This is a genomic window from Brenneria corticis (genome assembly GCF_003115855.1).
GTDB lineage: Bacteria > Pseudomonadota > Gammaproteobacteria > Enterobacterales > Enterobacteriaceae > Brenneria > Brenneria corticis.
Genome location: NZ_KZ819076.1, coordinates 260,843 through 283,153, shown reverse-complemented (window position 1 = coordinate 283,153; position 22,311 = coordinate 260,843). Strand labels below are relative to the sequence as shown.

General features: G+C 56.6%; 20 protein-coding genes and 1 pseudogene. 7 read left to right on the top strand and 14 right to left on the bottom strand.

What is annotated here, in order from left to right; genetic code table 11:
* Positions 1-48 precede the first annotated feature (48 nt).
* Positions 49-597 (top strand): single-stranded DNA-binding protein SSB1, encoded by a 549-nt coding sequence (gene ssb1, locus DDT56_RS09310; RefSeq protein ID WP_136166166.1) that lies wholly within the window; start codon positions 49-51, stop codon positions 595-597.
* Positions 598-993: 396 nt separating this feature from the next.
* On the opposite strand, the gene DDT56_RS09305 is transcribed toward ssb1, so the two are convergent.
* Both DDT56_RS09305 and DDT56_RS09300 read right to left on the bottom strand, forming a co-directional pair.
* Entirely contained in the window at positions 994-1,248 is a 255-nt protein-coding gene (locus DDT56_RS09305; protein ID WP_136166165.1) for an RES family NAD+ phosphorylase, read from the bottom strand.
* Positions 1,245-1,385: pseudogene (locus DDT56_RS09300) on the bottom strand (antitoxin Xre/MbcA/ParS toxin-binding domain-containing protein); the annotation flags it as partial. The pseudogene DDT56_RS09300 and the gene DDT56_RS09305, both read right to left, overlap by 4 nt.
* Before the next feature lie 164 nt (positions 1,386-1,549).
* On the opposite strand from DDT56_RS09300, the gene DDT56_RS09295 reads away from it, so the two are divergent.
* Positions 1,550-3,496 (top strand): TonB-dependent receptor domain-containing protein, encoded by a 1,947-nt coding sequence (locus tag DDT56_RS09295; protein ID WP_136166164.1) that lies wholly within the window; start codon positions 1,550-1,552, stop codon positions 3,494-3,496.
* Here the strand turns inward: DDT56_RS09295 and DDT56_RS09290 are convergent.
* A complete protein-coding gene (locus tag DDT56_RS09290; protein ID WP_136166163.1) occupies positions 3,493-4,830 on the bottom strand; it encodes an ATP-binding protein in 1,338 nt (445 codons plus the stop codon). The genes DDT56_RS09295 and DDT56_RS09290 overlap by 4 nt on opposite strands.
* 29 nt (positions 4,831-4,859) lie before the next feature.
* The gene (locus DDT56_RS09285) at positions 4,860-5,612 is read right to left on the bottom strand and encodes a response regulator transcription factor (protein WP_136166162.1); all 753 of its coding nucleotides are present in this window, start codon (positions 5,610-5,612) and stop codon (positions 4,860-4,862) included.
* Positions 5,613-5,964: 352 nt separating this feature from the next.
* Here DDT56_RS09285 and DDT56_RS09280 point away from each other — a divergent pair, with 352 nt between their 5' ends.
* The 4 genes from DDT56_RS09280 to DDT56_RS09265 all read left to right on the top strand — a co-directional run bounded on the left by DDT56_RS09280 (position 5,965) and on the right by DDT56_RS09265 (position 9,324).
* Entirely contained in the window at positions 5,965-6,669 is a 705-nt protein-coding gene (locus tag DDT56_RS09280; protein WP_136166161.1) for a metal ABC transporter ATP-binding protein, read from the top strand.
* Positions 6,666-7,520, top strand: coding sequence for a metal ABC transporter permease (locus DDT56_RS09275; protein ID WP_136166160.1), 855 nt, complete (start codon positions 6,666-6,668; stop codon positions 7,518-7,520). Before DDT56_RS09280 ends, DDT56_RS09275 begins: the two co-directional genes overlap by 4 nt.
* Positions 7,521-7,548: 28 nt before the next feature.
* Entirely contained in the window at positions 7,549-8,427 is an 879-nt protein-coding gene (locus tag DDT56_RS09270; protein WP_136166159.1) for a metal ABC transporter substrate-binding protein, read from the top strand.
* Positions 8,428-8,565: 138 nt separating this feature from the next.
* Positions 8,566-9,324, top strand: a complete 759-nt coding sequence (locus DDT56_RS09265; RefSeq protein WP_136166158.1) for an IclR family transcriptional regulator — start codon at positions 8,566-8,568, stop codon at positions 9,322-9,324.
* Positions 9,325-9,369: 45 nt separating this feature from the next.
* On the opposite strand, the gene DDT56_RS09260 is transcribed toward DDT56_RS09265, so the two are convergent.
* From DDT56_RS09260 to DDT56_RS09230, 7 genes are all read right to left on the bottom strand, one after another.
* Positions 9,370-10,716: a gluconate:H+ symporter gene (locus DDT56_RS09260; RefSeq protein WP_136166157.1), complete on the bottom strand. Its 1,347-nt coding sequence runs from the start codon at positions 10,714-10,716 to the stop codon at positions 9,370-9,372.
* A 313-nt stretch (positions 10,717-11,029) separates the two neighbouring features.
* On the bottom strand, positions 11,030-12,997 hold the full coding sequence (locus DDT56_RS09255; RefSeq protein ID WP_136166156.1) for a YjhG/YagF family D-xylonate dehydratase: 1,968 nt from the start codon (positions 12,995-12,997) through the stop codon (positions 11,030-11,032).
* An 81-nt stretch (positions 12,998-13,078) separates the two neighbouring features.
* A complete protein-coding gene (locus DDT56_RS09250; RefSeq protein ID WP_136166155.1) occupies positions 13,079-13,996 on the bottom strand; it encodes a dihydrodipicolinate synthase family protein in 918 nt (305 codons plus the stop codon).
* A 358-nt stretch (positions 13,997-14,354) separates the two neighbouring features.
* Positions 14,355-15,170, bottom strand: coding sequence for a DeoR/GlpR family DNA-binding transcription regulator (locus DDT56_RS09245; protein WP_136166154.1), 816 nt, complete (start codon positions 15,168-15,170; stop codon positions 14,355-14,357).
* 45 nt (positions 15,171-15,215) lie between these two features.
* On the bottom strand, positions 15,216-16,172 hold the full coding sequence (locus tag DDT56_RS09240; protein WP_417903693.1) for a D-threonate 4-phosphate dehydrogenase: 957 nt from the start codon (positions 16,170-16,172) through the stop codon (positions 15,216-15,218).
* Between the two features lie 16 nt (positions 16,173-16,188).
* On the bottom strand, positions 16,189-17,463 hold the full coding sequence (gene dtnK, locus DDT56_RS09235) for a D-threonate kinase (RefSeq protein ID WP_136166152.1): 1,275 nt from the start codon (positions 17,461-17,463) through the stop codon (positions 16,189-16,191).
* Positions 17,460-18,425 carry a 2-keto-3-deoxygluconate permease gene (locus DDT56_RS09230; protein ID WP_136166151.1) on the bottom strand — a complete coding sequence of 322 codons (966 nt, stop codon included), beginning with the start codon at positions 18,423-18,425 and terminating at the stop codon, positions 17,460-17,462. Before DDT56_RS09230 ends, dtnK begins: the two co-directional genes overlap by 4 nt.
* A gap of 291 nt (positions 18,426-18,716) precedes the next feature.
* On the opposite strand from DDT56_RS09230, the gene DDT56_RS09220 reads away from it, so the two are divergent.
* Positions 18,717-19,097 (top strand): helix-turn-helix domain-containing protein, encoded by a 381-nt coding sequence (locus DDT56_RS09220; protein WP_136166191.1) that lies wholly within the window; start codon positions 18,717-18,719, stop codon positions 19,095-19,097.
* A 30-nt stretch (positions 19,098-19,127) separates the two neighbouring features.
* Here DDT56_RS09220 and yacL read toward each other — a convergent pair whose 3' ends face one another.
* The 3 genes from yacL to DDT56_RS09205 all read right to left on the bottom strand — a co-directional run bounded on the left by yacL (position 19,128) and on the right by DDT56_RS09205 (position 22,112).
* Complete coding sequence (gene yacL, locus DDT56_RS09215) at positions 19,128-19,490, bottom strand: protein YacL (RefSeq protein WP_136166150.1); 363 nt, start codon at positions 19,488-19,490, stop codon at positions 19,128-19,130.
* Positions 19,491-19,893: 403 nt separating this feature from the next.
* The gene (locus tag DDT56_RS09210) at positions 19,894-20,826 is read right to left on the bottom strand and encodes an Rpn family recombination-promoting nuclease/putative transposase (protein ID WP_136166149.1); all 933 of its coding nucleotides are present in this window, start codon (positions 20,824-20,826) and stop codon (positions 19,894-19,896) included.
* A 218-nt stretch (positions 20,827-21,044) separates the two neighbouring features.
* The gene (locus DDT56_RS09205; RefSeq protein ID WP_136166148.1) at positions 21,045-22,112 is read right to left on the bottom strand and encodes an alkene reductase; all 1,068 of its coding nucleotides are present in this window, start codon (positions 22,110-22,112) and stop codon (positions 21,045-21,047) included.
* Positions 22,113-22,311 lie beyond the last annotated feature (199 nt).

Below are 22,311 nucleotides of genomic sequence, written 5' to 3'. Positions count from 1 at the left end.
ATGGTTTAGACTTAAGATAAATCAAGTGATTCATCAGGAGACACGAGCATGGCCAGCAGGGGCGTTAATAAAGTGATTCTTGTCGGAAATCTGGGGCAGGACCCGGAAGTTCGCTATATGCCGAATGGCGGTGCGGTTGCCAACATCACGCTGGCCACGTCGGAAAGCTGGCGTGACAAGCAAACCGGCGAGCAGAAAGAGAAAACCGAATGGCACCGCGTGGTGCTGTTCGGCAAACTGGCTGAAGTTGCGGGCGAATACCTGCGTAAGGGTTCTCAGGTTTATATCGAAGGTTCGCTGCAAACCCGTAAATGGACCGATCAGTCCGGCGTAGACAAATACACCACCGAAGTGGTGGTCAATATCGGCGGCACCATGCAAATGCTGGGCGGTCGTCAAGGCGGCGGCGCACCGGCCGGCGGCGGCGCGGGCGGGCAGCAATCCGGCGGCTGGGGCCAGCCGCAGCAGCCGCAGGGCGGCGGCAATCAGTTCAGCGGCGGCGCCGCGCCAGCGCAGCAACCGCGCCCGGCGCAGAACAACGCTCCGGCAGCGGGCAACGAACCGCCGATGGACTTTGACGACGATATTCCGTTCTGATCCGGCGAGGTTGCTGACAAACCCTTCATCGTCATCCCCGCGCAGGCGGGGATCTGTTTTCAGCTAATACATTGATATCAGAAAAATTCCTGCTTCCGCAGATACTGTGTTGAACGTCAGCGGTCAAGACACTTTTATTCACCATGCCTTACCCCTCCGTCATGCCCGCGCAGGCGGGCATCTCTGGCAACACAGCGCCAGCAGTGAAGACCTCTCTCCGCTTTCCCCCCCCGTAGAGGAATGACGGATTTGGGGTCGGTATTATAGATGCTTACTTTGTCAACAGTCTGAAGGCTCCGTAAATTCGGGGCCTTATTATTTTTTGCTGTAGCTTAAAACCGACTTTTACTATCTACATATCTTTGGGTGCTGACGCCTGAACAGCGGCAATATCGACTATTTCATTAATCGTCGGTCAAAGAAGAATGGCAATTCTCGCGTACCGCTCAGGCATGGCGTAAAGCCGGGATGATTCGGATTAAGTATGGCGTTATTCTCGGCTGGAATGATGCTGGACGGTATAATAATCGATGTGGAAACATAGATGGCAGGATATCCTTTATGGTTCCAGCGTCCGCCATATTGTTTGGCGCCATATCCGGTCCAGGCTTCCGAGGCATGGGCGGTTTTTATCAGGCGATAAAAAATCATGAAAAAACGCCGTGTTCCAGCCTGCCGATCAGATCCAAAACCTCCAGAGCGCCGCTCTCTGTGGCAATCCGAGAAATGGGGACGACATGGCCTAAACCTTTAACCGGGAGGCTGAGCCAGCGGTATGCGTCTTCTTTTGTCAGTAGTCGTTATGGACAATTGTCGGTTCTTTTCAAGGGTGAATGCTGAGCGTAATCGCCCGCCATCGCCAACTTTCTCTCGTTGTCACACCTTGTCCAATTTTTATTAATGCGCATGCGTATGATTCGCGTTTAATAAACTTTCAGAGAGATATCTCCTCATGCAATCGCGCTTTCACCAACGTCCGCTGGCCGTCGTCATCAAGCTCGCGCTGGCCCTGCCAATTAGCTTCTACGCCCAGGCGGAAGAACAGGCAAACGATACCCTGGTGGTTACGGCTTCCGGATTTGAACAGCTCCAGGAAGACGCCCCTGCCTCCATTACCGTGATTAAAGGCGAAGATCTGCGTAAACGCTCCATCCAGAATCTGGGAGATGCGGTACGCGACGTGGAAGGCGTAACGGTAAACGGCGGCGCGAATGAAACAGATATTTCCATTCGCGGTATGCCCGGTGATTACACCCTGCTGATGGTGGATGGAAAACGTCAGAGCGGACGCGATTCCCGCGTCAACGGCAATGCCGGTTATGAACAGAGTTTTGTCCCGCCAGCCGCGGCCATTGAGCGTATTGAAGTGATTCGCGGCCCGATGTCGTCGCTGTACGGTTCGGATGCCATCGGCGGCGTTATCAATATCATCACCCGCAAAGTGGCGCGTGAATGGGGCGGCTCGGTGTCTTATGACTATTCGGCACGCCAGCACAGCGATCAGGGCAACGCCAGCCAGACCCAGTTCTATCTCAATGGGCCGGTGATTGAAGATCTCGTAGGACTACAGCTATGGGGACGTTATCTGAACCGTCAGGCCGACGATGATGTTCAGAATACCAACGGTTTCACCAAAGCCGACCATCGCGATCTGACCGGCCGGCTGTCCTTTACGCCAACGGCCAATCATGACATTTTGCTGGAAGCAGGCGCCACGCGGCTGAAGAATGGCGAAGGCACCAGCCCCAACTGGGCGACCAGGGAACAAAAGAACCATCGCGATCACTGGTCGGTATCTCATGAAGGACGCTGGAGCTGGGCGACCTCAAACCTTTCGCTGTCGCAGGAAAAAACCAGCCGTGAGGGCGTCGCCACCGCCGGACAGGCGGATGTTCTGGGGCGTAAACCTGAAATCAGGAATACCGTATTCGACGCCAAGCTGGTGGCGCCAACCGACTACCACGTCGCGACGGCCGGCGTGCAATGGAACCAGAGCACGCTGCATGACTGGAATCAGGGCGTGGGCGATCGGAAAAACTACAAATTCCAGGTCATCCAAAAAGCGTTGTTTGCCGAAGACGAGTGGCGGCTTACCGATAGCTTTGCGCTGACCACCGGCCTGCGTCTGGATCACCACGAAAAATACGGCAGTCATTTCAATCCCCGACTCTACGGGGTATGGCATTTGAATGACGAATGGACCGTCAAAGGCGGTATCGCCAGAGGCTTTAAGGCGCCGGAACTGCGTGCGGTTATCGATGATTACGCCGTGCTGCGCCGTAATACCTACGTGATGTTCGGCAACTCGAACCTGAAGCCGGAAACCAGCACCAACTATGAGCTGTCGGCGCTCTGGTCCAACCGCGATAACCTATCGGCCGGCGCAACGGTATTCTATAACGACTTTCGGGATAAACTTTCAACCAACACCACGGATCGGCGTTGGAATAATTTTATCATTATGGAGCGAATCAATATTGATAAAGCGGTTATTCGCGGCGTTGAGTTGAACGGACGCTGGCAGATTACGCCAACGCTCTCCCTGAAAGGCAACTACACCTATACCGACTCGGAGCAAAAAAGCGGCGCCAACGCCGGCGCGCCGCTGGCGCTGACGCCGAAGCAAAAAGCCAACCTGCGTACCGAGTGGAATGTGACCGAGAAAGCACAGCTGTGGGCCGCAGCCAACTACTACGGCAAAGAGTTCGGCAATACGGTTAGCGCCGAACCGTCTCCCGGCTACACCACGGCCGATATCGGTGTCTCCTACCAGTTGACCCCGGCGGTCGAGCTAAACGGCGCGGTTTACAATCTGAACGACAAACGTCTGGATGATGAAACCTACGGTACGGTGAACTACGGCCGCACCTTCTGGTTTGGCTCCAACATCACTTTCTAATCCGCGGGCAGCCATACCACCGCACAGAGTCCGGCCGGCGGGCGATTCTCCAGAATCAGCTCGCCGCCGTGCGCATGAATACAGGCGCGGGCGATGGACAGCCCCAATCCGATTCCCGCGCCGATTTCACCGTCCCCGCGTCCGCGATGTCGTCCCAGTTGCACGAAAGGCTCAAAAACCTGTTCCAGACTGGCCGCATCAATGCCCGGACCGCGATCAAGAATTTCAATACGCGCGTTGTCGCCCTCACGCCACAGGCTTAGGGTCGCGTCCCCGCCGTGCACTATCGCATTGTCGATCAAATTGCCCAATGCGCGTTTTAGCGCCAACGGCCGCCCGCGGATCGCCATCGGCGCCGCTCCCGGCCATGTCACCTGATGCCCCAGTATGCGGTAGCGCTTGGCTAAATCGTCGAGTATATCGGTAATCGACAACCTGCTCGTTGGCTCTTGCTGCGCGTCGCCGCGCACAAAATTAAGGGTTTCGCTCACCATCGCGCCGAGCTCCGCCAGACTTTCCAGCATGTCGTCGCGCTCAGGCCCCTCCACCAGCAGTTCGACCTGTAGACGCAGTTCGGTAATGGGGGTATTCAAATCGTGACTGATGGCGGCCAGCACCCGGGTTCGGCCTTCAACGTGACGGGCGATCCGTTCTTGCATGACGTTAAACGCCTGCGTCAGTTCGCGCGCTTCCTGCGGACCGGATAACGGCAGCGGCGCTATCCATTCTCCCCGGCTGACGCGATCCGTCGCGTCGGCCAGCTTCTTGACGGGATGCACCACGCGCCGCATAAAGAGCGCCACAATCAGCAGCAGCGGCACGCTGGCGACCGGCAGCGAGTAGGACAGCAGGCGGCTCCATTCATAGGCCTGAATCGGGTGCTGTATACCATTAAGATACCGCCCGTCCGGCAGCCGGATAGTGGTGCGCAGCCGCAGCGGCTCCCAACGCGCCGCACTGAAGAAATGCCCGCGCGCCAATCCGCCGTCCGTCCTTTCCAACTGCATGACGATGGATATTCCCTGCGCGATTGGCGGACGAGCGGCCAGCTCCGCCGCCAGCCGGCGTTCCTCCGGCCGCATATCAAACGGGCTGACGTCAGGAGACGCCGCGGTCCAGAAGCGGGTATCGCCGGCATTCATGGAGGTAAGCAGTCGCCCGGCGTCCGTTGCCGACAGGCTCTCCGCCGCCTGATAGGCGATGGTCAGCCGCTCAAGCGCCAGCGTGCGCGACACAGGATGAAGCAGCGCCCCGGTAAACTGGATACAGGCGATGGCGATGGCATTGGATATCGCCAACGCCAGCACCAGCAGCAGCGCTAACTGATTGCCCATGCGCCTTGGGATACAGCGGCGCAGCCACCTCATGCCGGCTGCACGCTCACGTCCGTCGCCAGAAGATAGCCGCGGCCCCAGACTGTGATCAACAGTTCCCGATCGCGCAGAAAATGGGCGAGCTTGCCGCGCAGGCGGCTGACTTGCCGATCTATGCTGCGATCGAACACGTCCTCCCCATTGCGAACGCATAGATCAATCAGCCGATCGCGGCTCAGCTCGATGTTGGGATGTTGCAAAAAAGCGCTCAGCAGGCGCCCTTCCATGGTGCTCAATTGCACCGTGGCGCCCTCATCGTTACTGAGTATTCCGCTTGTCGGCATAAAGTGTAAACCACCAAAACGATAGATTACCCGCTTGTTAACCGTATCGGCATGCGAGAATTCCGGCCGGTTTACGCTCTGTCGGCGCAGAACGCTATGCATACGGGCGACCAGTTCCCGCGGCTCGAACGGCTTGACCACATAATCATCGGCCCCCAGATCCAGCCCGCGAATACGATCGTCGATATCGCCGCGCGCGGTCAGCAGAATCACAGGGATGTTGCAGCGCCGTTGGATCTGATGACACAACGTCATACCGTCCCCATCGGGCAGCATGACATCCAGAATGACGATATCAAACGGCTGGTTTTTCAGCATCAGCCACATCCCCGCCGCGCTTTCGGCGGTGCGCACATCAAACGCATGGCGGCGCAAGTATACGGCGAGCGGCTCGCGGATTTTGCGGTGATCATCCACCACCAGCGCACGCGGCATCGCTACGATTTGAGCTATATCCATTAACCTTCCCGCTAAAACCGACAGTGCCGAGCCAGTGACCATGACTGGCGCCAAAAGAATATACCATGTGGATACAATACCCTCCATGAATGTCCAGCCTCGGGCACTGCGGATCCGCGCCTGCGCCAAACCACCGCGCTAATGTTCACGCGCCGCCTTGCGGAAATACTTTTTTACCTATTCCACTATTCCGCCGTAAAATAAAAGTGTTATGTTATATTATAACAATCAACCAATATAAGCGGATAACCATGACCAGCCTGTATTCCCTCTCCGCCGCCAAACGGCTACTGCTGGTATCAGCGCTGCTGTCGCTACAGTGGCTGCTGGTTGGCTGGGCGGTGATATTGCCATGATCGCATTACAAGAACTGGCCTTTGGCTACCGTGGACAGGCGCCGTTGGGGATACTGAGCGGACGCTTTCAGGCCGGCTCGCTGACGGCGATTATCGGCGCTAACGGCAGCGGGAAATCCACGTTGCTAAAGACGCTGGCCGGCCTGTTGCCGCCGCTCTCCGGCGCTTTCACCATCGATAACGCGAAAAAAAACGCCATTGGCTATCTGCCGCAGCTCTCCGAGTTTGACCGGCAGTTTCCCGTCAGCGTCGGCGATCTGGTCTTGATGGGCTGCCTGCCCCATTGCGGCATCTTGCGCGGCGTTACCGGCCGCTGGCGCGCCGGGGCCATGCAGGCGCTTGAGGCGGTCGATATGGCGGCGTTCGCCCATCAACATATCGGCAAGCTGTCCGGCGGTCAGTTGCAGCGCGTGCTGTTCGCCCGTCTGTTGCTGACGCAGTCGCCGATTATCCTGCTGGATGAGCCCTTTACCGGCATCGACGGCCAGACAACGCTGACGCTGCTGAACATCGTTCGGCAACTGCATCAAGAAGGCCGCACCATTCTGGCGGTGCTGCACGATCTGGATCTGGTCGAGCGCTATTTCCCCCTGGCGTTGCAACTCGCCAACGGCGAACACCGCTGGGGGGCCTGCCGATCCGTGTTGTCCGCCAGGGAGGAAGCGCCAGCCTTCCCTCCCCTGAGGAGCGTCGCCTTATGATGCTGTTTCATTTAATCAGCGCGCCTTTCGCGGAATTTGGTTTTATGCGCCGGGCGTTGGTCGGCTGCCTTGCGCTGACGCTAAGCGCCGCCCCGCTGGGCTGTTTCCTGCTGCTGCGCAGAATGAGCCTGATCGGCGATGCCCTCTCCCACGCCGTACTGCCCGGCGTGGCGATCGGTTATCTGGTTTCCGGCATGTCGCTGCTGGCGATGGGGATCGGCGGATTTATCGCCGGGCTGGCGGTCGCCATGCTCTCCGGTCTGGTAAGCCGCCGCACGGAACTGAAGGAGGACGCCAGCTTTGCCGGATTCTATCTTGGGTCGCTGGCGCTGGGCGTCACGCTGGTCTCCCTGCGCGGCTCCAGTATCGATTTGCTGCATGTGCTGTTCGGCTCCATTCTGGCCGTCGATCGGGCGGCGCTGATCGACATCGCCCTTATCGGCTCCGCTTCTCTGGCGGTGCTTGCCGTTATCTACCGGGCGCTGGTGATCGAATCCTTTGACGTTACTTTTCTGCGTATCGCCTCCGGCCGCTATCGCGCGGCGATCCACGCGCTGTTCCTGTCGCTGGTGGTGCTGAATCTGGTGGCCGGTTTTCAGCTTTTGGGCACGCTGATGGCCGTCGGCATGATGATGCTGCCGGCCGCCTGCGCGCGTTTCTGGACCCAGCGACTGCCGGTGATGCTGGCGACGGCGGTGGCGCTCGGCATGGCTGCCAGCCTGATTGGGCTGCTCTGGTCGTACTACGCCGACCTGCCCGCCGGACCGGCGATTATCCTGACCGTTACGCTGTTTTTCTGTTTCTCGGTTTGCTTCGGCCGCAACGGCGGCATGCTGCGCCCGCGCCGCTGATTCGTTATCTATTCTTTATGAGGAAAAAATGAAACCTTCACTATTAGCGATTGCATTATCCGGCCTGCTGTTAAGTCCGCTGGCGACGGCGAAAAATCTGGATGTGGTAGCCAGCTTTTCCGTGTTGGGCGATATGGTAAGCCATATTGGCGGCGATCGGATTACGGTAACCGATCTGGTCAAACCCAACGGCGATCCCCACGAATTCGAACCCTCTCCGCGCGACAGCAAAACGCTGGCCAAAGCCGATGTGGTTTTCGTCAACGGATTAGGGCTGGAAGGCTGGCTGGATCGGCTGGTAAGCGCATCGGGCTACGCCGGCAAAGTGGTCACCGCGTCTAACGGCATTCAGACGCTGACCATGGTTGAAGACGGCAAAACCGCAACCGATCCTCACGCCTGGAACAGCATGGGCAACGGCGTGGTCTACGCCCGCAACATCGCCGCCGCCCTGAGCGAAGCCGATCCGCAAAATGCCGACTACTACCGTAAGCAGGGTGAAGCCTATATCCGGCAGTTAACCGAACTAGATAACTACGCGAAACGGACCTTTGCCGATATTGCGCCGGAAAAACGCAAAGTGCTCACCAGCCATGACGCTTTCGGTTACTTCAGCCAGGCATACGGGGTGAAATTCCTGTCGCCGGTGGGCTATTCCACCGAATCGGAAGCCAGCAGTAAAAAAGTGGCCTCGCTGATTAAACAAATCAAACAAGAAAAAATCACCACCTACTTTATTGAAAACCAGACCGATCCCCGTTTGGTGCGGCAAATCGCCAATGCCAGCGGCGCGCGGCCCGGCGGCGAGCTGTACCCGGAGGCGTTGACCGATGCGTCCGGTCCCGCCGCAACCTACGCCGCGGCGTTTAAACATAACGTCGACGCCATCGCCGCCGGCATGAAATAGCCCGCCCTGGCCGCCCCGCGGGCAAGGAAATCCGCGGGGCGCGCCCTTATCCGATCAAGCGCGGCAAATTGATTTACCCTGACCGACGTAGTACCATGCGAAAATTCACCCTACCCCTCATAAGCAGTTGGTTTTCCTATGCCAATCATCCAGTCGGTGGAACGCGCTTTACGTATTCTGGACCTTTTTGACGAATATAATGTTGAAATCAAAATTACCGATATCAGCACGCAAATGGGTCTACATAAAAGTACCCTGCACTCCCTGCTGAAAACGTTGCAGGTAGCGGGTTACATCGATCAGAACCGTGAAAACGGCAAATATCGATTAGGGATGAAGCTGGTAGAGCGCGGTAATCTGGTGGTGAACTCCATTGATATTCGCGAAAAGGCGCGCAGCTACCTGCTGGATTTGGCGTCGCAAACCGGCCAGACCACGCACCTTGCCATTCTGGACGGCAAAGAGGGGGTGTATATCGATAAAGTCGAAGGGAAACTGGCCGTGATTACCTTTTCGCGCATTGGCCGGCGTTTACCCGTTCACGCCACGGCGATTGGTAAGGTGCTGTTGGCGTTCAACCCGCAAAATGAAATCGACGCGCTGTTGCAGGACTATGAATTTACCCAGCGGACGCCCAATACCATCGTCGATCGGGAAACCTATCTGCAAGCGCTGGAATTCGTACGCCAGAATGGCTATGCGCTGGATAACCAGGAAAATGAACAGGGCGTGAGATGTATTTCGGTGCCTATCTGGAATCATGCCCGTCGCACCATCGCGGCAATCAGTATGTCGACGCTGACCAATCGCGTTTCCGACGAGGAATTCAACGACTACATCGTGTTGTTGAAAGCCGCGTCCAAAGAGCTATCCCGACGCCTTGGCTATGAAGGTTGAGATTGCCGCTCTGGCATGACGTCAAGCCACACCAGAGCAAGCCCGTCAAATCACCATATTAAGCAGCAGGATAAAGGCCAGGCCAAAGACTGAAACCAGCGTCGACAATAGCGTCCAGGTCGCAAAGGTCTCTTTCATCGTCAATCCGAAATACTCTTTTATCATCCAGAAGCCCGCATCATTGACGTGAGAAGCGATTGCGCTGCCCGCCCCGGTGGCCAGCGTTACCAGCGCCAGATTGGCGTGACTTTGCGCCAGAGTCGGTATCACCAGCCCGGCGGTGGAAATGGCCGCGACGGTGGCGGAGCCGAGCGAAACGCGCAAAATAGCCGCCACGCCCCAGGCAAGCAGAATGGGGGAAGCCGAGGTGCCGGAAAACAGTTCGGCGACATAGCTACCCACGCCGCCATCGATCAGCACCTGCTTGAACGCGCCGCCGCCGCCGATGATCAGCAGCATCATCCCGATACCGGCAGCCGCGGAGCTGCATGAAGACATCAGATCTTTCACCGCGATATCCCGGCTCAGCCCCATGGAATAGATGGCGAACAGCAAAGAGATAATCATGGCGACCGATGCGTCGCCCAGAAATTTGATAATGTCGGTAAACAGGCTATCGGGCACGCCGATTTGCTGCTGCACCATCGACACCAGCGTCGCAACCGACATCAATATGACCGGCAGCATGGCGGTAAATATGCTGATGCCGAATCCCGGGGTGTCTTCCAGTTGAAAGGTTTTCTGCATGCCGAGAGAATCAATATTCCCGACTTTGCTGAAGCCTTCCGGAACAATCAATTTCGCCACTTTATTGAATAGCGGACCGCAAATAACCACCGTCGGCGCACCGACGATAATGCCGTAAAATAATACCGTACCGATATCCGCGCCATATTCCCCCGCAATCATCGTCGGACCAGGATGCGGCGGCAGAAATCCGTGAGTAACCAGCAACGCGGAAATCATCGGAATGCCCAGGTGCAGAATGGAAACGTTTAATTGCCGTGACATGGTAAAGAGAATAGGGATCAGCAATACCAATCCCACTTCAAAAAACAACGCAATCCCGACAATAAACGAAGCAATCACCACGGCCCATTGAATATGGCGTTCGCCAAACCGATTAATCAGCGTCACCGCGATACGGTGCGCGCCGCCGGCATCGGCGATTAATCGCCCCAGCATGGCGCCCACGCCGAAAATAAGCGCAATATGGCCTAATGTGCCTCCCAGCCCTTTTTCGATGGACTTGACTACGCCGTTGAGCGGGATGCCCAGCGCCAGCGCCACGCCAAAGGCGACGATAAGCAGGGAAACAAAGGTGTTTAATTTTAACTTCATGATTAAAATAAGCAGGAAAAAGATCCCGATACAGACAATAAATAATGGCATATCAGTAACTCCGGGTTTTCGTATTATTAAAGGCAAGATAGATTTCTATTATTTATAGTTTTCCCTGATAATCAGACCTACTCATCCTGAAATAAAATTCATTTCTCACCACTATATCCGATTGATTTCAAGGCGCAGACAGGCAGCCAACATATCGGCAGTTTGCAACATGACAGACGTCATATAAAACACGTCGGAAATTAAATATAAAACCGACCCGATGGCATATTACCGCTTGTTTAATTAAACAAGGCGGTAATACGCGTCATCACATTATTTCCAGTTAGATAATTATATTATTATTTTTTCAGCATTATTTATTTAATGCCTTTACTCCTGCTCGCAATACTTCAATAATTTTATCGGTATCGTAAATACAGCCTTTCCAGGTTCCGCCGCTGGCTCCCTGTAACGCCGCCCATAAACGGGTGTCATCGGGCAATTCAGGATGAGGACGCAAATCAGGATGAGCTTCACGCTTCGCCAGCACCTCGGCCGCTTCATCCGGCGTCAGCGGCTGTTCCTCACTGCCGATAAAATTAATCGATCCCGCCAGTTTCCGGCGATCGACGATAATTTCAATCATATCGCCGTCGCGCAGTTTGCCAATCGGCCCGCCGGCCAGGGCTTCAGGCCCGACGTGCCCGACGCAGGCTCCGGTTGACACTCCGGAAAAGCGGGCATCGGTAATCAGCGAGACGTATTTGCCATAGGGTAAATGTTTCAGCGCCGAGGTAACCTGATACGTCTCTTCCATCCCGGTTCCCGACGGCCCTCCGCCGATGATCACCATAATGTCGCCCTGGTGCACATCGCCCTGTTTAATCGCTTTAATCGCCAGTTCTTCCGAAACAAAGACGCTGGCTTTACCGGTATGCCGGTAAACCCCGTCCTCTCCCACCACCGAGTCGTCTATCGCCGTCGATTTAATCACCGAACCTTCAGGGGCGATATTGCCCACGGGAAAGGTAATGGTTGATGTCAGACCCCTGGTGCGCGCCTGCGCCGGACTCATGAGCACTTCATCCGGGTGAATACCGTCCAGCTGTTGCAAACGCTCGCGGAATATTTTCCGTCTCTCCGAGTTTTCCCACCATGCCAGGTTGTCGCCCAGGGTTTCGCCGGTAACGGTCAGCACGTCTTCATGCAGCAGCCCCAACGCGCGCAGGTGCAGCATCACTTCGGGCACGCCGCCCGCCAGAAACGCGCGTACCGTCGGGTGATAAACCGGACCGTTGGGCAACACGCTGACCAAACGCGGAACCCGGCGATTAATGGCGGTCCACTGTTCCACGTCGGGGAGGCGGCATCCCGCGGCATGGGCAATGGCCGGAATATGCAGCAGCAGGTTGGTTGAACCGCCAAAAGCGGCATGTACCGTCATCGCGTTCTCAATCGCCTTGTCGGTCAGAATATCGCGCGTCGTCAGCCCCTTGCGCTCCAGCGTCAGCGCCGCACGCGCCGACTGACGGGCAATTTCCAGCCAGACTTCCTGCCCTGAAGGCGCCAGCGCGGAATGCGGCAACGCCAATCCCAACCCTTCGGCCACCACCTGCGACGTTCCCGCCGTGCCGAGAAACTGGCATCCGCCGCCGGGCGAGGCACAGGCCCGGCAGCCGAGCATCGCGGCTTCTTCCAGCGTCAGGTCGTGATTGGCGAAACGCGCGCCGATCGTCTGTACTTTGCCCGCATCCTCGCCGTGCGTCGGCGGCAGCGTGGCGCCGCCGGGGACGATGATCGTCGGCAGATCGTGCATCGACGCCAGCGCAATCATCATCGCCGGCAGCCCTTTATCGCAGGTCGCGACGCCAATCACCGCCTTACGGGTGGGAAGAGAACGAATCAGACGACGAAAAACCATCGCCGCATCATTGCGGTACGGCAGGGAATCAAACATCCCGGTGGTTCCCTGAGAGCGCCCATCGCACGGGTCGCTGATATAGCCGGCAAACGGCACGCCGCGATGAAGCGCGATTTCCTCGGCGGCGGCGCGCATTTGCAGACCGATTTCCCAGTGGCCGGTATGGTAGCCCAACGCCACCGGCGTGCCGTCCGCATCACGGATGCCGCCCTGGGTGCCGAGAATCAGCACCTCGCTGCCCAATAACTTGTTCGGATCCCAACCCATACCGGCATTGAGCGTCAGGCCGAAAATATGGCCGCTCGGCGAATCTATCAGCATTTCCGGCGTCAGCGGCAGTGCCCCCTGCGGACCTGCGGCGTGCGTATAAATGTCATAGACCTGCGCATTGTCTTGATTAAAAATAGTATTAATAGACATGGCTTCTTCACTTATTGATTAGAATGAAAGGCGCTGTTTCCCTTGGGTCACAGCGGTAACCAGCGCTATCCGTAGCCTGAGCTATTCCTGCGGCAAGATATTGGCGTCGATCAGCGTTTGCCTGACCTGCGCTTTCTGCTTCTCGCTCAAAGGCTGAGTGGGCGGCAGGCAGAAAGTCGAAATATCCAACCCCGTCAACCGCATCGCCTCTTTCACCACATTTACAAATGGGCTGTCGATCTGATAGAGCCTCGGCAATTGCAGGATGGTCTTATGCAGCGCGGCCGCCTGCGCCAAATCGCCATCGCATACCGACCGATACAGGCCGACAGACAGGTCCGGAGCAAAGTTGGCGCTGGCGGAAATCGCCCCGTCCCCGCCCAGCAACAGCGTGTTCAGCAAATGGTCATCAAACCCGCAGAACACGCTGAAATCGGGATGGGCGGACTTCACGGTGGCGATCATGTCGCGCAGATGGGCAACCGAGTCGATAGTGTCTTTAATACCCACGATATTGGCATGCGCATCCGCAAGGCGTTTCACCAGTTCCGGGTAGAGGTCCTGCCCGGTCAGTTTCGGAAAGTTGTACAAAATCACCGGCAGCGTTACCGCCTGCGCAATGGCGCCGTAGTAGCCGAACAGATTATCCTCGGTGATTTGCCAGTAATAGGGATTGATGGCAACGACCGCATCCGCCCCCGACAATTGCGCATGGCGGCTTAGCGCCACCGCTTCCCGCGTATTGGTGCTGCCCACCCCAATCAGTACCGGAACGCGGCCATCCACCAGGTGAACAACCGTTTCTGTCAAGCGCATCCGCTCCGTCGCGGACATTTGCGAAAACTCGCCGCCGGTACCGAGGAAAAACAACCCATTCACGCCGGCGGCGATCAGATAATCGATCACGCGCCGCATTCCGGTTTCATCCAGCGCGCCATCGGCGGCGAAGATCGAAGACACCGGGGGAATAATCCCGGAAAATTTTGTCGAAAGCCCCATTAACGTCTCCTTACAACATCAAACACCAAGAGAGGAAGGCGCCTGTTGCAGCACTATTCGTTGCTAACAACGCTTGTTGCTGCGACAGCAAACCTGCCGATATTTGTTTTACATTATAAAACCAAGTTCTACATTACATAACAAACATGCTAGCACCGCCGTTTATGGCGAGTAAATAGCCGGTTTACGACATAGCTTAGAAATGGTTTGTGGATCACAAAATCGACGTCAGGAGATCAGGCCCGGAATGAATAAGGGATCATTGATGCAAGTGAAAGCGGCGGGAGCGGAGTAGCATTACGCCGCCGTAATCGGCGCGATGCGCGGTACGGGAAGCGGCGGCAGGGCCGATACCCTGTCACACCAGCGTCAGATTAAACGACTGCGCCCTGAGTTGCGCCTGTGCTTCCGGCGGCAATCCGCCGTCGGTGACGATATCCGACAGGTCGGATAAGGGCGTGATGCAAAATAGTGAATAAGCGCCGTATTTACTGCTGTCCGCCAGTAAAACCCGGCGACTGGCGTTGAGCAGGAGATCCTGCTTTACGCCGGCCTTTTCTTCCGTCGGCGTGGTGATGCCTTTTTCCAGGCTCCATGAGTTGCAGCTGATAAACGCGATATCGGGATAGATGCTGCGCAACAACCGCCGGCCGTGCTCGCCGATACAGGACTGGCTGCTGTCATCAATCCGCCCGCCGATAATCGTCACTTCAATCTGTTTGAATTCGGACAGAAACAGCGCGATTTGCAGATCGGCGGTGATCACCCGCAGCGGCAGGTGGGTCAGGTTGCGCGCCAGCTCCAGCGTGGTGGTGCCCGCATCCAGCACCACCGAGCTGCCGGGTTGCACCAGCGTCGCGGCATAGCGGGCGATGGCCTGTTTTTCCAGCAGATTTCGCCGCCGTTTTTCGTTGGTGGTCGGCTGAGAAGGGATAAAACGGTTAAGGGTGACGCCGCCGTGAGTACGGCTGATAACGCCCTGTTGATCCAGTTTGATCAGATCGCGGCGAATGGTCGCCGGGGAAGCGTCAATGACGGCAACCAGTTCATCCACCGTCACCAGATTATGGCTTTTCAGATAATCCATAATCTGGTCAAGACGGCTTCGTCCTTTCACATTATCTCCGCTCACGCGAAAAGCATCACTCAACGTTTGCCCCACGACGCTATCCATTTATTGAATCACACTGCCGATTAGCCGTTGAAAAACATCCGCGAATTACGCGAGCTGCATGGCCAACCGGATTGAGATCGCCATGCTCTCAGACTTCGCTTTTCCTGTCCAGGCAATATCAAACGCCGTGCCGTGATCGGCCGAGGTACGAATAAAAGGGAGTCCGGCGGTAATATTGACCCCGTCGTAAAAGCCCAGCAGCTTCAGCGGGATATGCCCCTGATCGTGATACATCGCCACCACCATATCGTATTGCCCTTCATATGCCTGTAGGTAGACGGTATCGGGCGGACAGGGGCCGAAAACCTCAATCCCCTTGGCCTTCATCGCCTCAACCGCCGGACCGACGATATTGATTTCCTCATCGCCAAACAGGCCGTTCTCCCCGGCGTGCGGATTCACCCCGGCCACGGCGATGCGCGGATGGGTAAAGCCGACCCGCTTGAGAAAAGTATCCGCCATGGCGATCACCGTTTCGACGCGTTCACGGCTCAGGGTATCGAGAAACTTACGCAGCGCGATGTGCGTCGAGACGTGGATCACTTTCAGCTTATCCGTATACAGCACCATGGCGTAATCGCGGCTGTGGGTAAGCTTCGCCAGCAATTCCGTATGCCCCGGATAAATATGCCCGGCCGAATGGAGCGCTTCTTTATTCAGCGGCGCGGTAGCGATGGCGTGCACCTCTTTCGCCATCGCCAGCTCGGTCGCCCGCTTGATGCAGCGGTAGGCCAGATCGCCCGCCTGAGCCTGCACTTTCCCCGGAACCAGCGCCTCAGGCTGTTCCAGGGGTTCATCGATAACGTTGATGACGCCGGGGGCGAAGCGGGCCTGGGAAACCCGTTGAATGGGATTCAGTTCGACATTGGCCGTCACCCCTAACGCCTGAATACGGCGTAACGTTTGCAGACAGCCCACCACTACCGCCGGCGCCCCCGAGAGCTCGCCGTCAGACAGCGCATTTATAATGATTTCCGGGCCGATACCCGCCGGATCGCCCATGGTGACCGCAATCGTATTATTTGCCACGGTACATCTCCTCAATAAAATAAAGTGCGTCCTGGAGCGTTGACTCTCCGCCAAACCCGCCGGCTTTGGTAATCACCGGCAGATCGTCTATCTCGCTGTTAATGAAAGTGCCACACGGCACACAGGGGGCGACTTCACTGGTGATACGATACCCTTCCGCTCCCAGCGCTCTGGCGACGGCGATGGCGATATCGCCGCCGGTAAGGAACAGGCCGCCGATCTGCGACTGATTGACGATGGCCAGCGTAATGGCGCCCAACGCATTGCTGATGGCGTCGCCCAATTGCTGCCGGCTCAGTTGATACTTTTCGCACAGCGTCTCTATCATCCGGCGGGCGTCGGCGTGGCGACTGGTGCGCAGCACGCAGTGCTGCCGGGTCTGAAGCAACGCCACCGCGCGGCGCGTAACCCTATCCTGGGCATCCCGGCCATCCGCCTGAAGCAGTTCTTCGACGTCCACGTCAACGATGCCCAGCAATTTTGACTCGGCGGCAAAGGCGATCTGCCGCCGCGTCGCGTCACTCATTGAGCCGGCGACGACTAACACCGGCAGCCGCTGTTCGCTATTCAAATAACAGCCGGAGGGAAGCGCATTAGCCAAACCGGCGGCACCGACCAATATAAATCGCACGCTGATTTGCGTTATCGCCTGCGCCAGCCGCACCAGATCGCTCTCGTGTTCGGCGTCAACCACCACAATGCCCGGTCCCTGACCGCCCAGTTTCCGTAGCTCCTCTACCAGGCGGTCGGAGCGAACCACCGACAGATCCAGCTCGTGAACGGGATATTCCGTTTGTAAGCCAATCAGCGTTTTAATATGCGAGGAGACGACCGGCGTTTTGGGATCGCTGGCAAACTCCGTCTCCGCCAGCGGAACGCCGTGCACCACGCACTGTCCCTGCAAGGTGACGCGTCCGGCGGCGGGAATGGCCGCGGCGACGATGGCGAGTTGCGCATCGCTGACCGCCATCGCCGCGCCGATTTCCGCCCCGACATTGCCGCGAAACGTGGAATCGATTTTTTTATAAATCAGCGGCGGCGCATTGCTTCCCGAACAGTAGGGCTGCAAAGCGTCTCTGACTTTGTCCGCCGCCCGTTGGGCGGTTAACGCCCGACTCTCGGTATTGAACACCAGCACCTCGGCCCGGCCCGGCGCTTTCCTCTGCCCGTCGAACACAACTTCGGTGCGCGCGCCTTTTTTAGCCAGCTGTACGCCGGTATCGTTCGCTCCGGTAAAATCATCGGCTATCACCACCATTTTCATATTTCGTCCCCCCCGCCTGCCGGCGTGGTTTTCCGTTGCCGATTTCGCTTCGCCACCCATGACGTCAGCATCGGCGTTAATAATGCGGTGACAATGACCGAGGTCGCGACTAACGGCGTGGCAACCGCAACCACCTCGGCCAACGCCGGATCGGCCTGGGCGATCGCCATCGGCGTCGCCACCGCGTTACCCGCGGTGCTGGAAGCCGCCGCGCCGGCGATGCCCGATCCGCCCACTAAACGATCGACCTTGATATTGAAGAATCCGCCTACCAGCGTGGTCAGCGCGCCCAGTAAAATGCCCGCGATACCGCCCTTGATCAACATGCTCAAATCGATATTCGCGCCCAGCGCGAAGGCGAAAAACGGGATCAGCAGCGGGCCGCCTTTGGTGAGAAATTCCCGCATCTGTACGTCAAGATTGCCAAGCAGCATGCCTATCGCCATCGGGATCAACACCACAACGATAGACATCAGCGGGATGTTGGCCATACCTGCCGCCCCCAGAGCGATCATGGTCAGCACCGGTCCGTCGCTGAGCGACATCAACGGCGTCGCCCCCACTTCCTCTTCGCCGCCAAACTCACCGGCCAAGGCGGCGTATAATCCCCCGTTGGTATTGCTCATGGCGGCAATAATGGCGACCGAAGACAATCCCCAAAGACCTTCCGCCCCGAACAACCGCTCGACCCCAAAACCCAGCGCCACCGCCACGATAAATTTGGACAGCGTAATGCTGCCCCCAATCAACAACGCCTTAGGCGCCGCCTTGATATGGATCCCCGCGCCCATACATAACAAGAACGCGCCAATCAACGGCGCGGCGCCGTTTTTGAATAGCGCGGTTGTGAATCCTCCGACGTTCAGTGCCTCAGGAGCAAAGGTATTCAGCAAGGCGCCCAACACCAGCGGCACCACCATCATTCCCCCAGGGATTTTCTCTATCGTCGCTTTAATTTTCATTGCTACCCCGCCGTTTATGATTTAATTAAATCACATATGATTATATTAGATCAAAATAAAACAAATGCGAGCCATATCCCAGTATGAAAAATCACAGGAATGATTATTTGATTAAATAAATTCAAAATGGAGGGCGTGTAGACGCTCTTGTCGTAATGGGACTTTACTGCCATAATCCCATCTTGGGACTAATGGCTTACATGCAGATTATCGCTATCGGCATCAAATTTATCGGTACGCATCGGCAGTATGACGCCATTGACGCCAATACCATTGAAGGGGAATAACATGATGACGATTTATCCTATCCGTAATGACAGCGACTATCAGGCCGCGCTTAGGAAAGTCTCCCCTTTATTCGATAACCCACCAGAACCCGGCACGCCAGAAGGAGATTTTTTTGATGTGATGGTCACACTTATTGAAGCCTATGAGGCCAAACACTTTCCTGTGGATCTCCCCGACCCCATTGAAGCGATTAAATTTCGTATGGAACAATCGGGATTGACGCCCAAAGATCTTCAGCCGGCTATTGGCCGCTTAAATCGCGTTTATGAAATACTCAACGGCAAGCGAAATCTGACGCTGCCGATGATCTGGAATTTACATACGATGTTCAATATTCCTGCCGAAAGCCTGATAAGACCGGGGCGGGTTACGCCATCCGCCTAAACAGCACTGCCCGGAGACCAACGAGCCCGCTCAACGCTGCTGTACAAACTCACGGTATTTCGCCACCAGATCGAGAAAATCCTCCAGGCCGCACAGCGACAGGCTTTCTTCATCGTAGTAGCTCATGCCCTCTTCCATTTCATCGACGACGAATTCCAGCAGGTTTGCCTGAATCATGACTTCCTCGCCGTCCAGCAGCAGCGTATATTCGTGGCCGACTTTCCGCCACTGCCGTTCACTTCCCGCCACCCGGCGCGCGGCCGCCTCCACCTCGTCCAATACCGCCAGTTGCCCTTTGACCTCTTCATTAAACCAGTGACCGACCGCTTCATGTCCCATCGACATTCGTACCATTACCTGCCCGGTAACGTCCCGCAAGAATTCATAGTCCATGATGCCATCCTCAGTGATATTGCTTAACGTAGTTTAACTGTCCTCCTGCCATACCACAGTGATATACCCGTCATACTTCAAGCATAGCGGGCAGAGAAGAAAAAAGGTCTGCCGGTCTGATACAGGTCGCGCGCTTCTGATTCTGAAGGAAACCCAAGTTACGGCGGGCGCAAAAGACGCAGCCGGACAACCCTCAATCCCGTCAATATCAGAAACGAGTCGAACGATAGCAGGTAATCCGGCGCCGGGAAAGATTGCGCCGGATTGCGCTTATTGATGCAGCGCTTTGCCGTTGGCCCGCACGCCGACGGCCCGGAGGGTGACGGGCAGGACGCCCGTCATAAAAAATCGCCAGGAGCCTGGGGAGTCCCCAGAAAGTAATTAAGCTATTTGATAAATCAGCTTAAATATTAGCGGAGAGCGCCAACTGCGCCATCTCCTCGTCGGAAAGCCGGGTAATTTGCTGAACCTGCTCGCGCGCCATGCCGGTCAGCAATAACTGGCGCGCAATCTGCCGCGCGCTGGTTTTCATGCCTTGCTCTATGCCTTGTTCTCTTCCCTGTATTACTCCGGCCTGCATACCCTCTTCAAATCCAATTTGTTTCAGCTGCTGTGCAATCGTCATTATCTCCTCCCGATCCGTTGACAACGGCTCCGCCACTATTTCGATAAAATCGGCTGGTCTGGATGTATTGCCGGTTTGCGCGATGTAATACAACAACGCCTTCTTCTGCGTCAGCGGCACCTGCCAGCGCTCAAATAATAACCCGATGTCTCGCGCCAGTTCCAGCATATCCCGCGTACGGATATGTTTTTGCACCAATTCCAGCAACGCCGCCCGCCGGTGGGTTTTAATCTCCTCATCGGGAATAACGGTGAGGTCAATCAACGTAAAGGCATTGCCGTAAATTTGCGCCGCTAATTCGGGGTCATCAAATGCATCCAGCCAACGCAGACTGTACGGGTACGGGCAGCGTTCTCCCTGATAGAACAGTAGCGGCACCACCAGCGGCAACTGCTTATGGCCCTGTTCAATATGTTGCTGCATCGCCGCCAGACAGTAACGAATCAGGCGGAATGCCATCATGTTTTCCGGTTTGCTCTGATGCTCAATCAAACAGTAGATATAGCCGGTTCCGGCAGTGGTATGCAGCGAATAGAGCATATCGGATACCCTGGCGCGTAGCGCTTCATCCACGAACGAGGCCGACTCCAGTTGCAGCGTGTTGAAATCGCAGCGTTCACCAATATCCGGCGGCAGATGGACGGTAAGAAAATCCCGCGCCACCGCAATATCGCTGAGAAAAAGTTTGAATACCTTATCATGTGATTGCATGTCGTCCCTGACGAAGAGCGTTCCCTAAGAACGCCACGATAACGCCTGCCGCTCGCGGGTAAAGATAATACGACCCGCCCTGCAAAGGCGCTCGCAAGAAAAAATTGCAAGGAGCAATTTTAAACGTCGCCTGCGACGGCCCGTAAGGGTGGCGGGCAGGACGCCCGCCATAAAAACTCACCTAAGGCGGCCGGTCAGGAAAAGAGGTGGGATAACGCTTAGCCGTCGACCTGATCCAGCGTCGGGTAGTCGGTATACCCGGTGCTGTCGGCACTGTAGATGGTGGCGCTATTCAGGGCGTTTAACGGCGCGTTGAGTCGAAAACGCTCCACCAGATCCGGATTGGCGATATACAGCCGCCCGAAAGACACCGCATCCGCTTCGCCATCGGCGATCAGCCGCTCGGCGGACTCGCGCGTCAACCCGTCGTTGGCAATCACCGCGCCGCTAAAACGCTGTCGGATCAGCGGCAGAATGCGGTTGGGCGTCTCCAGAGTCTCTCGAACGAAGATAAACGCCAGATGACGCTCGTTCAGCTGTTCGACCACGTAGCCGAACAGCGCCTGCGGATTGGAATCCTGCACGGAATGGGTGTCGGACATGGTATTCAGATGCACTCCTATCCGCTCCGCCGGCCACACTTCCAGTATGGCGTCCACCGTTTCCAGCAGGAAACGGGCGCGGTTGGCGATGGAGCCGCCATATTGATCCGTCCGTGTATTGGAACCGTCATGCAGGAACTGATCGAACAGATAGCCGTTGGCGGCATGGATTTCCACCCCGTCAAAACCGGCGCGTTTGGCATTTTCCGCCGCCTGACGGAAATCCGCCACCAGTCCGGCTATTTCCTCCGTTTCCAGCGCGCGCGGCACCACGTAAGGCTTATACGGACGGATGGTGGCGACATGGCCTTCCGGCGCAATGGCGCTGGGCGCGACCGGCAATTCGCCATCCAGATAAAGCGGATCGGAAATGCGTCCGACGTGCCATAGCTGGATAACCACTTTCCCCCCGGCCTGATGCACCGCGTCGTTAATCCTTTTCCAGCCCGCAATCTGCGCTTCCGACCAGATGCCCGGCGTATTGGGATACCCCACCGCTTGCGGCGTGATGGCGGTGGCTTCGGTCAAAATCAGACCGGCGCTGGCCCGCTGAACGTAGTATTCCAGCGACAACGCGCCGGGAATTCGCTGTTCGAAGGCATGCATACGGGTGAGCGGCGCCATAACAATACGATTGGATAACTGAATGGCGCCAATCTTGATCGGATCAAATAAACTTGGCATGGCATTTTCCTTATGGCTTAACCCCGATGGGTTATCAGAGACCTTATCGATAATACGCGGCGATAACCCGTCATATAATGAGCAAATACGCCGGAGAAGGCACGCCATTGCGTGCGGGATCGTCATTCGATTAGGCACTAACCCGGTAACGGAAAGTTATATATGCGGAGCGGGAAAAGTAAAAAAGAGGCCTGACGGC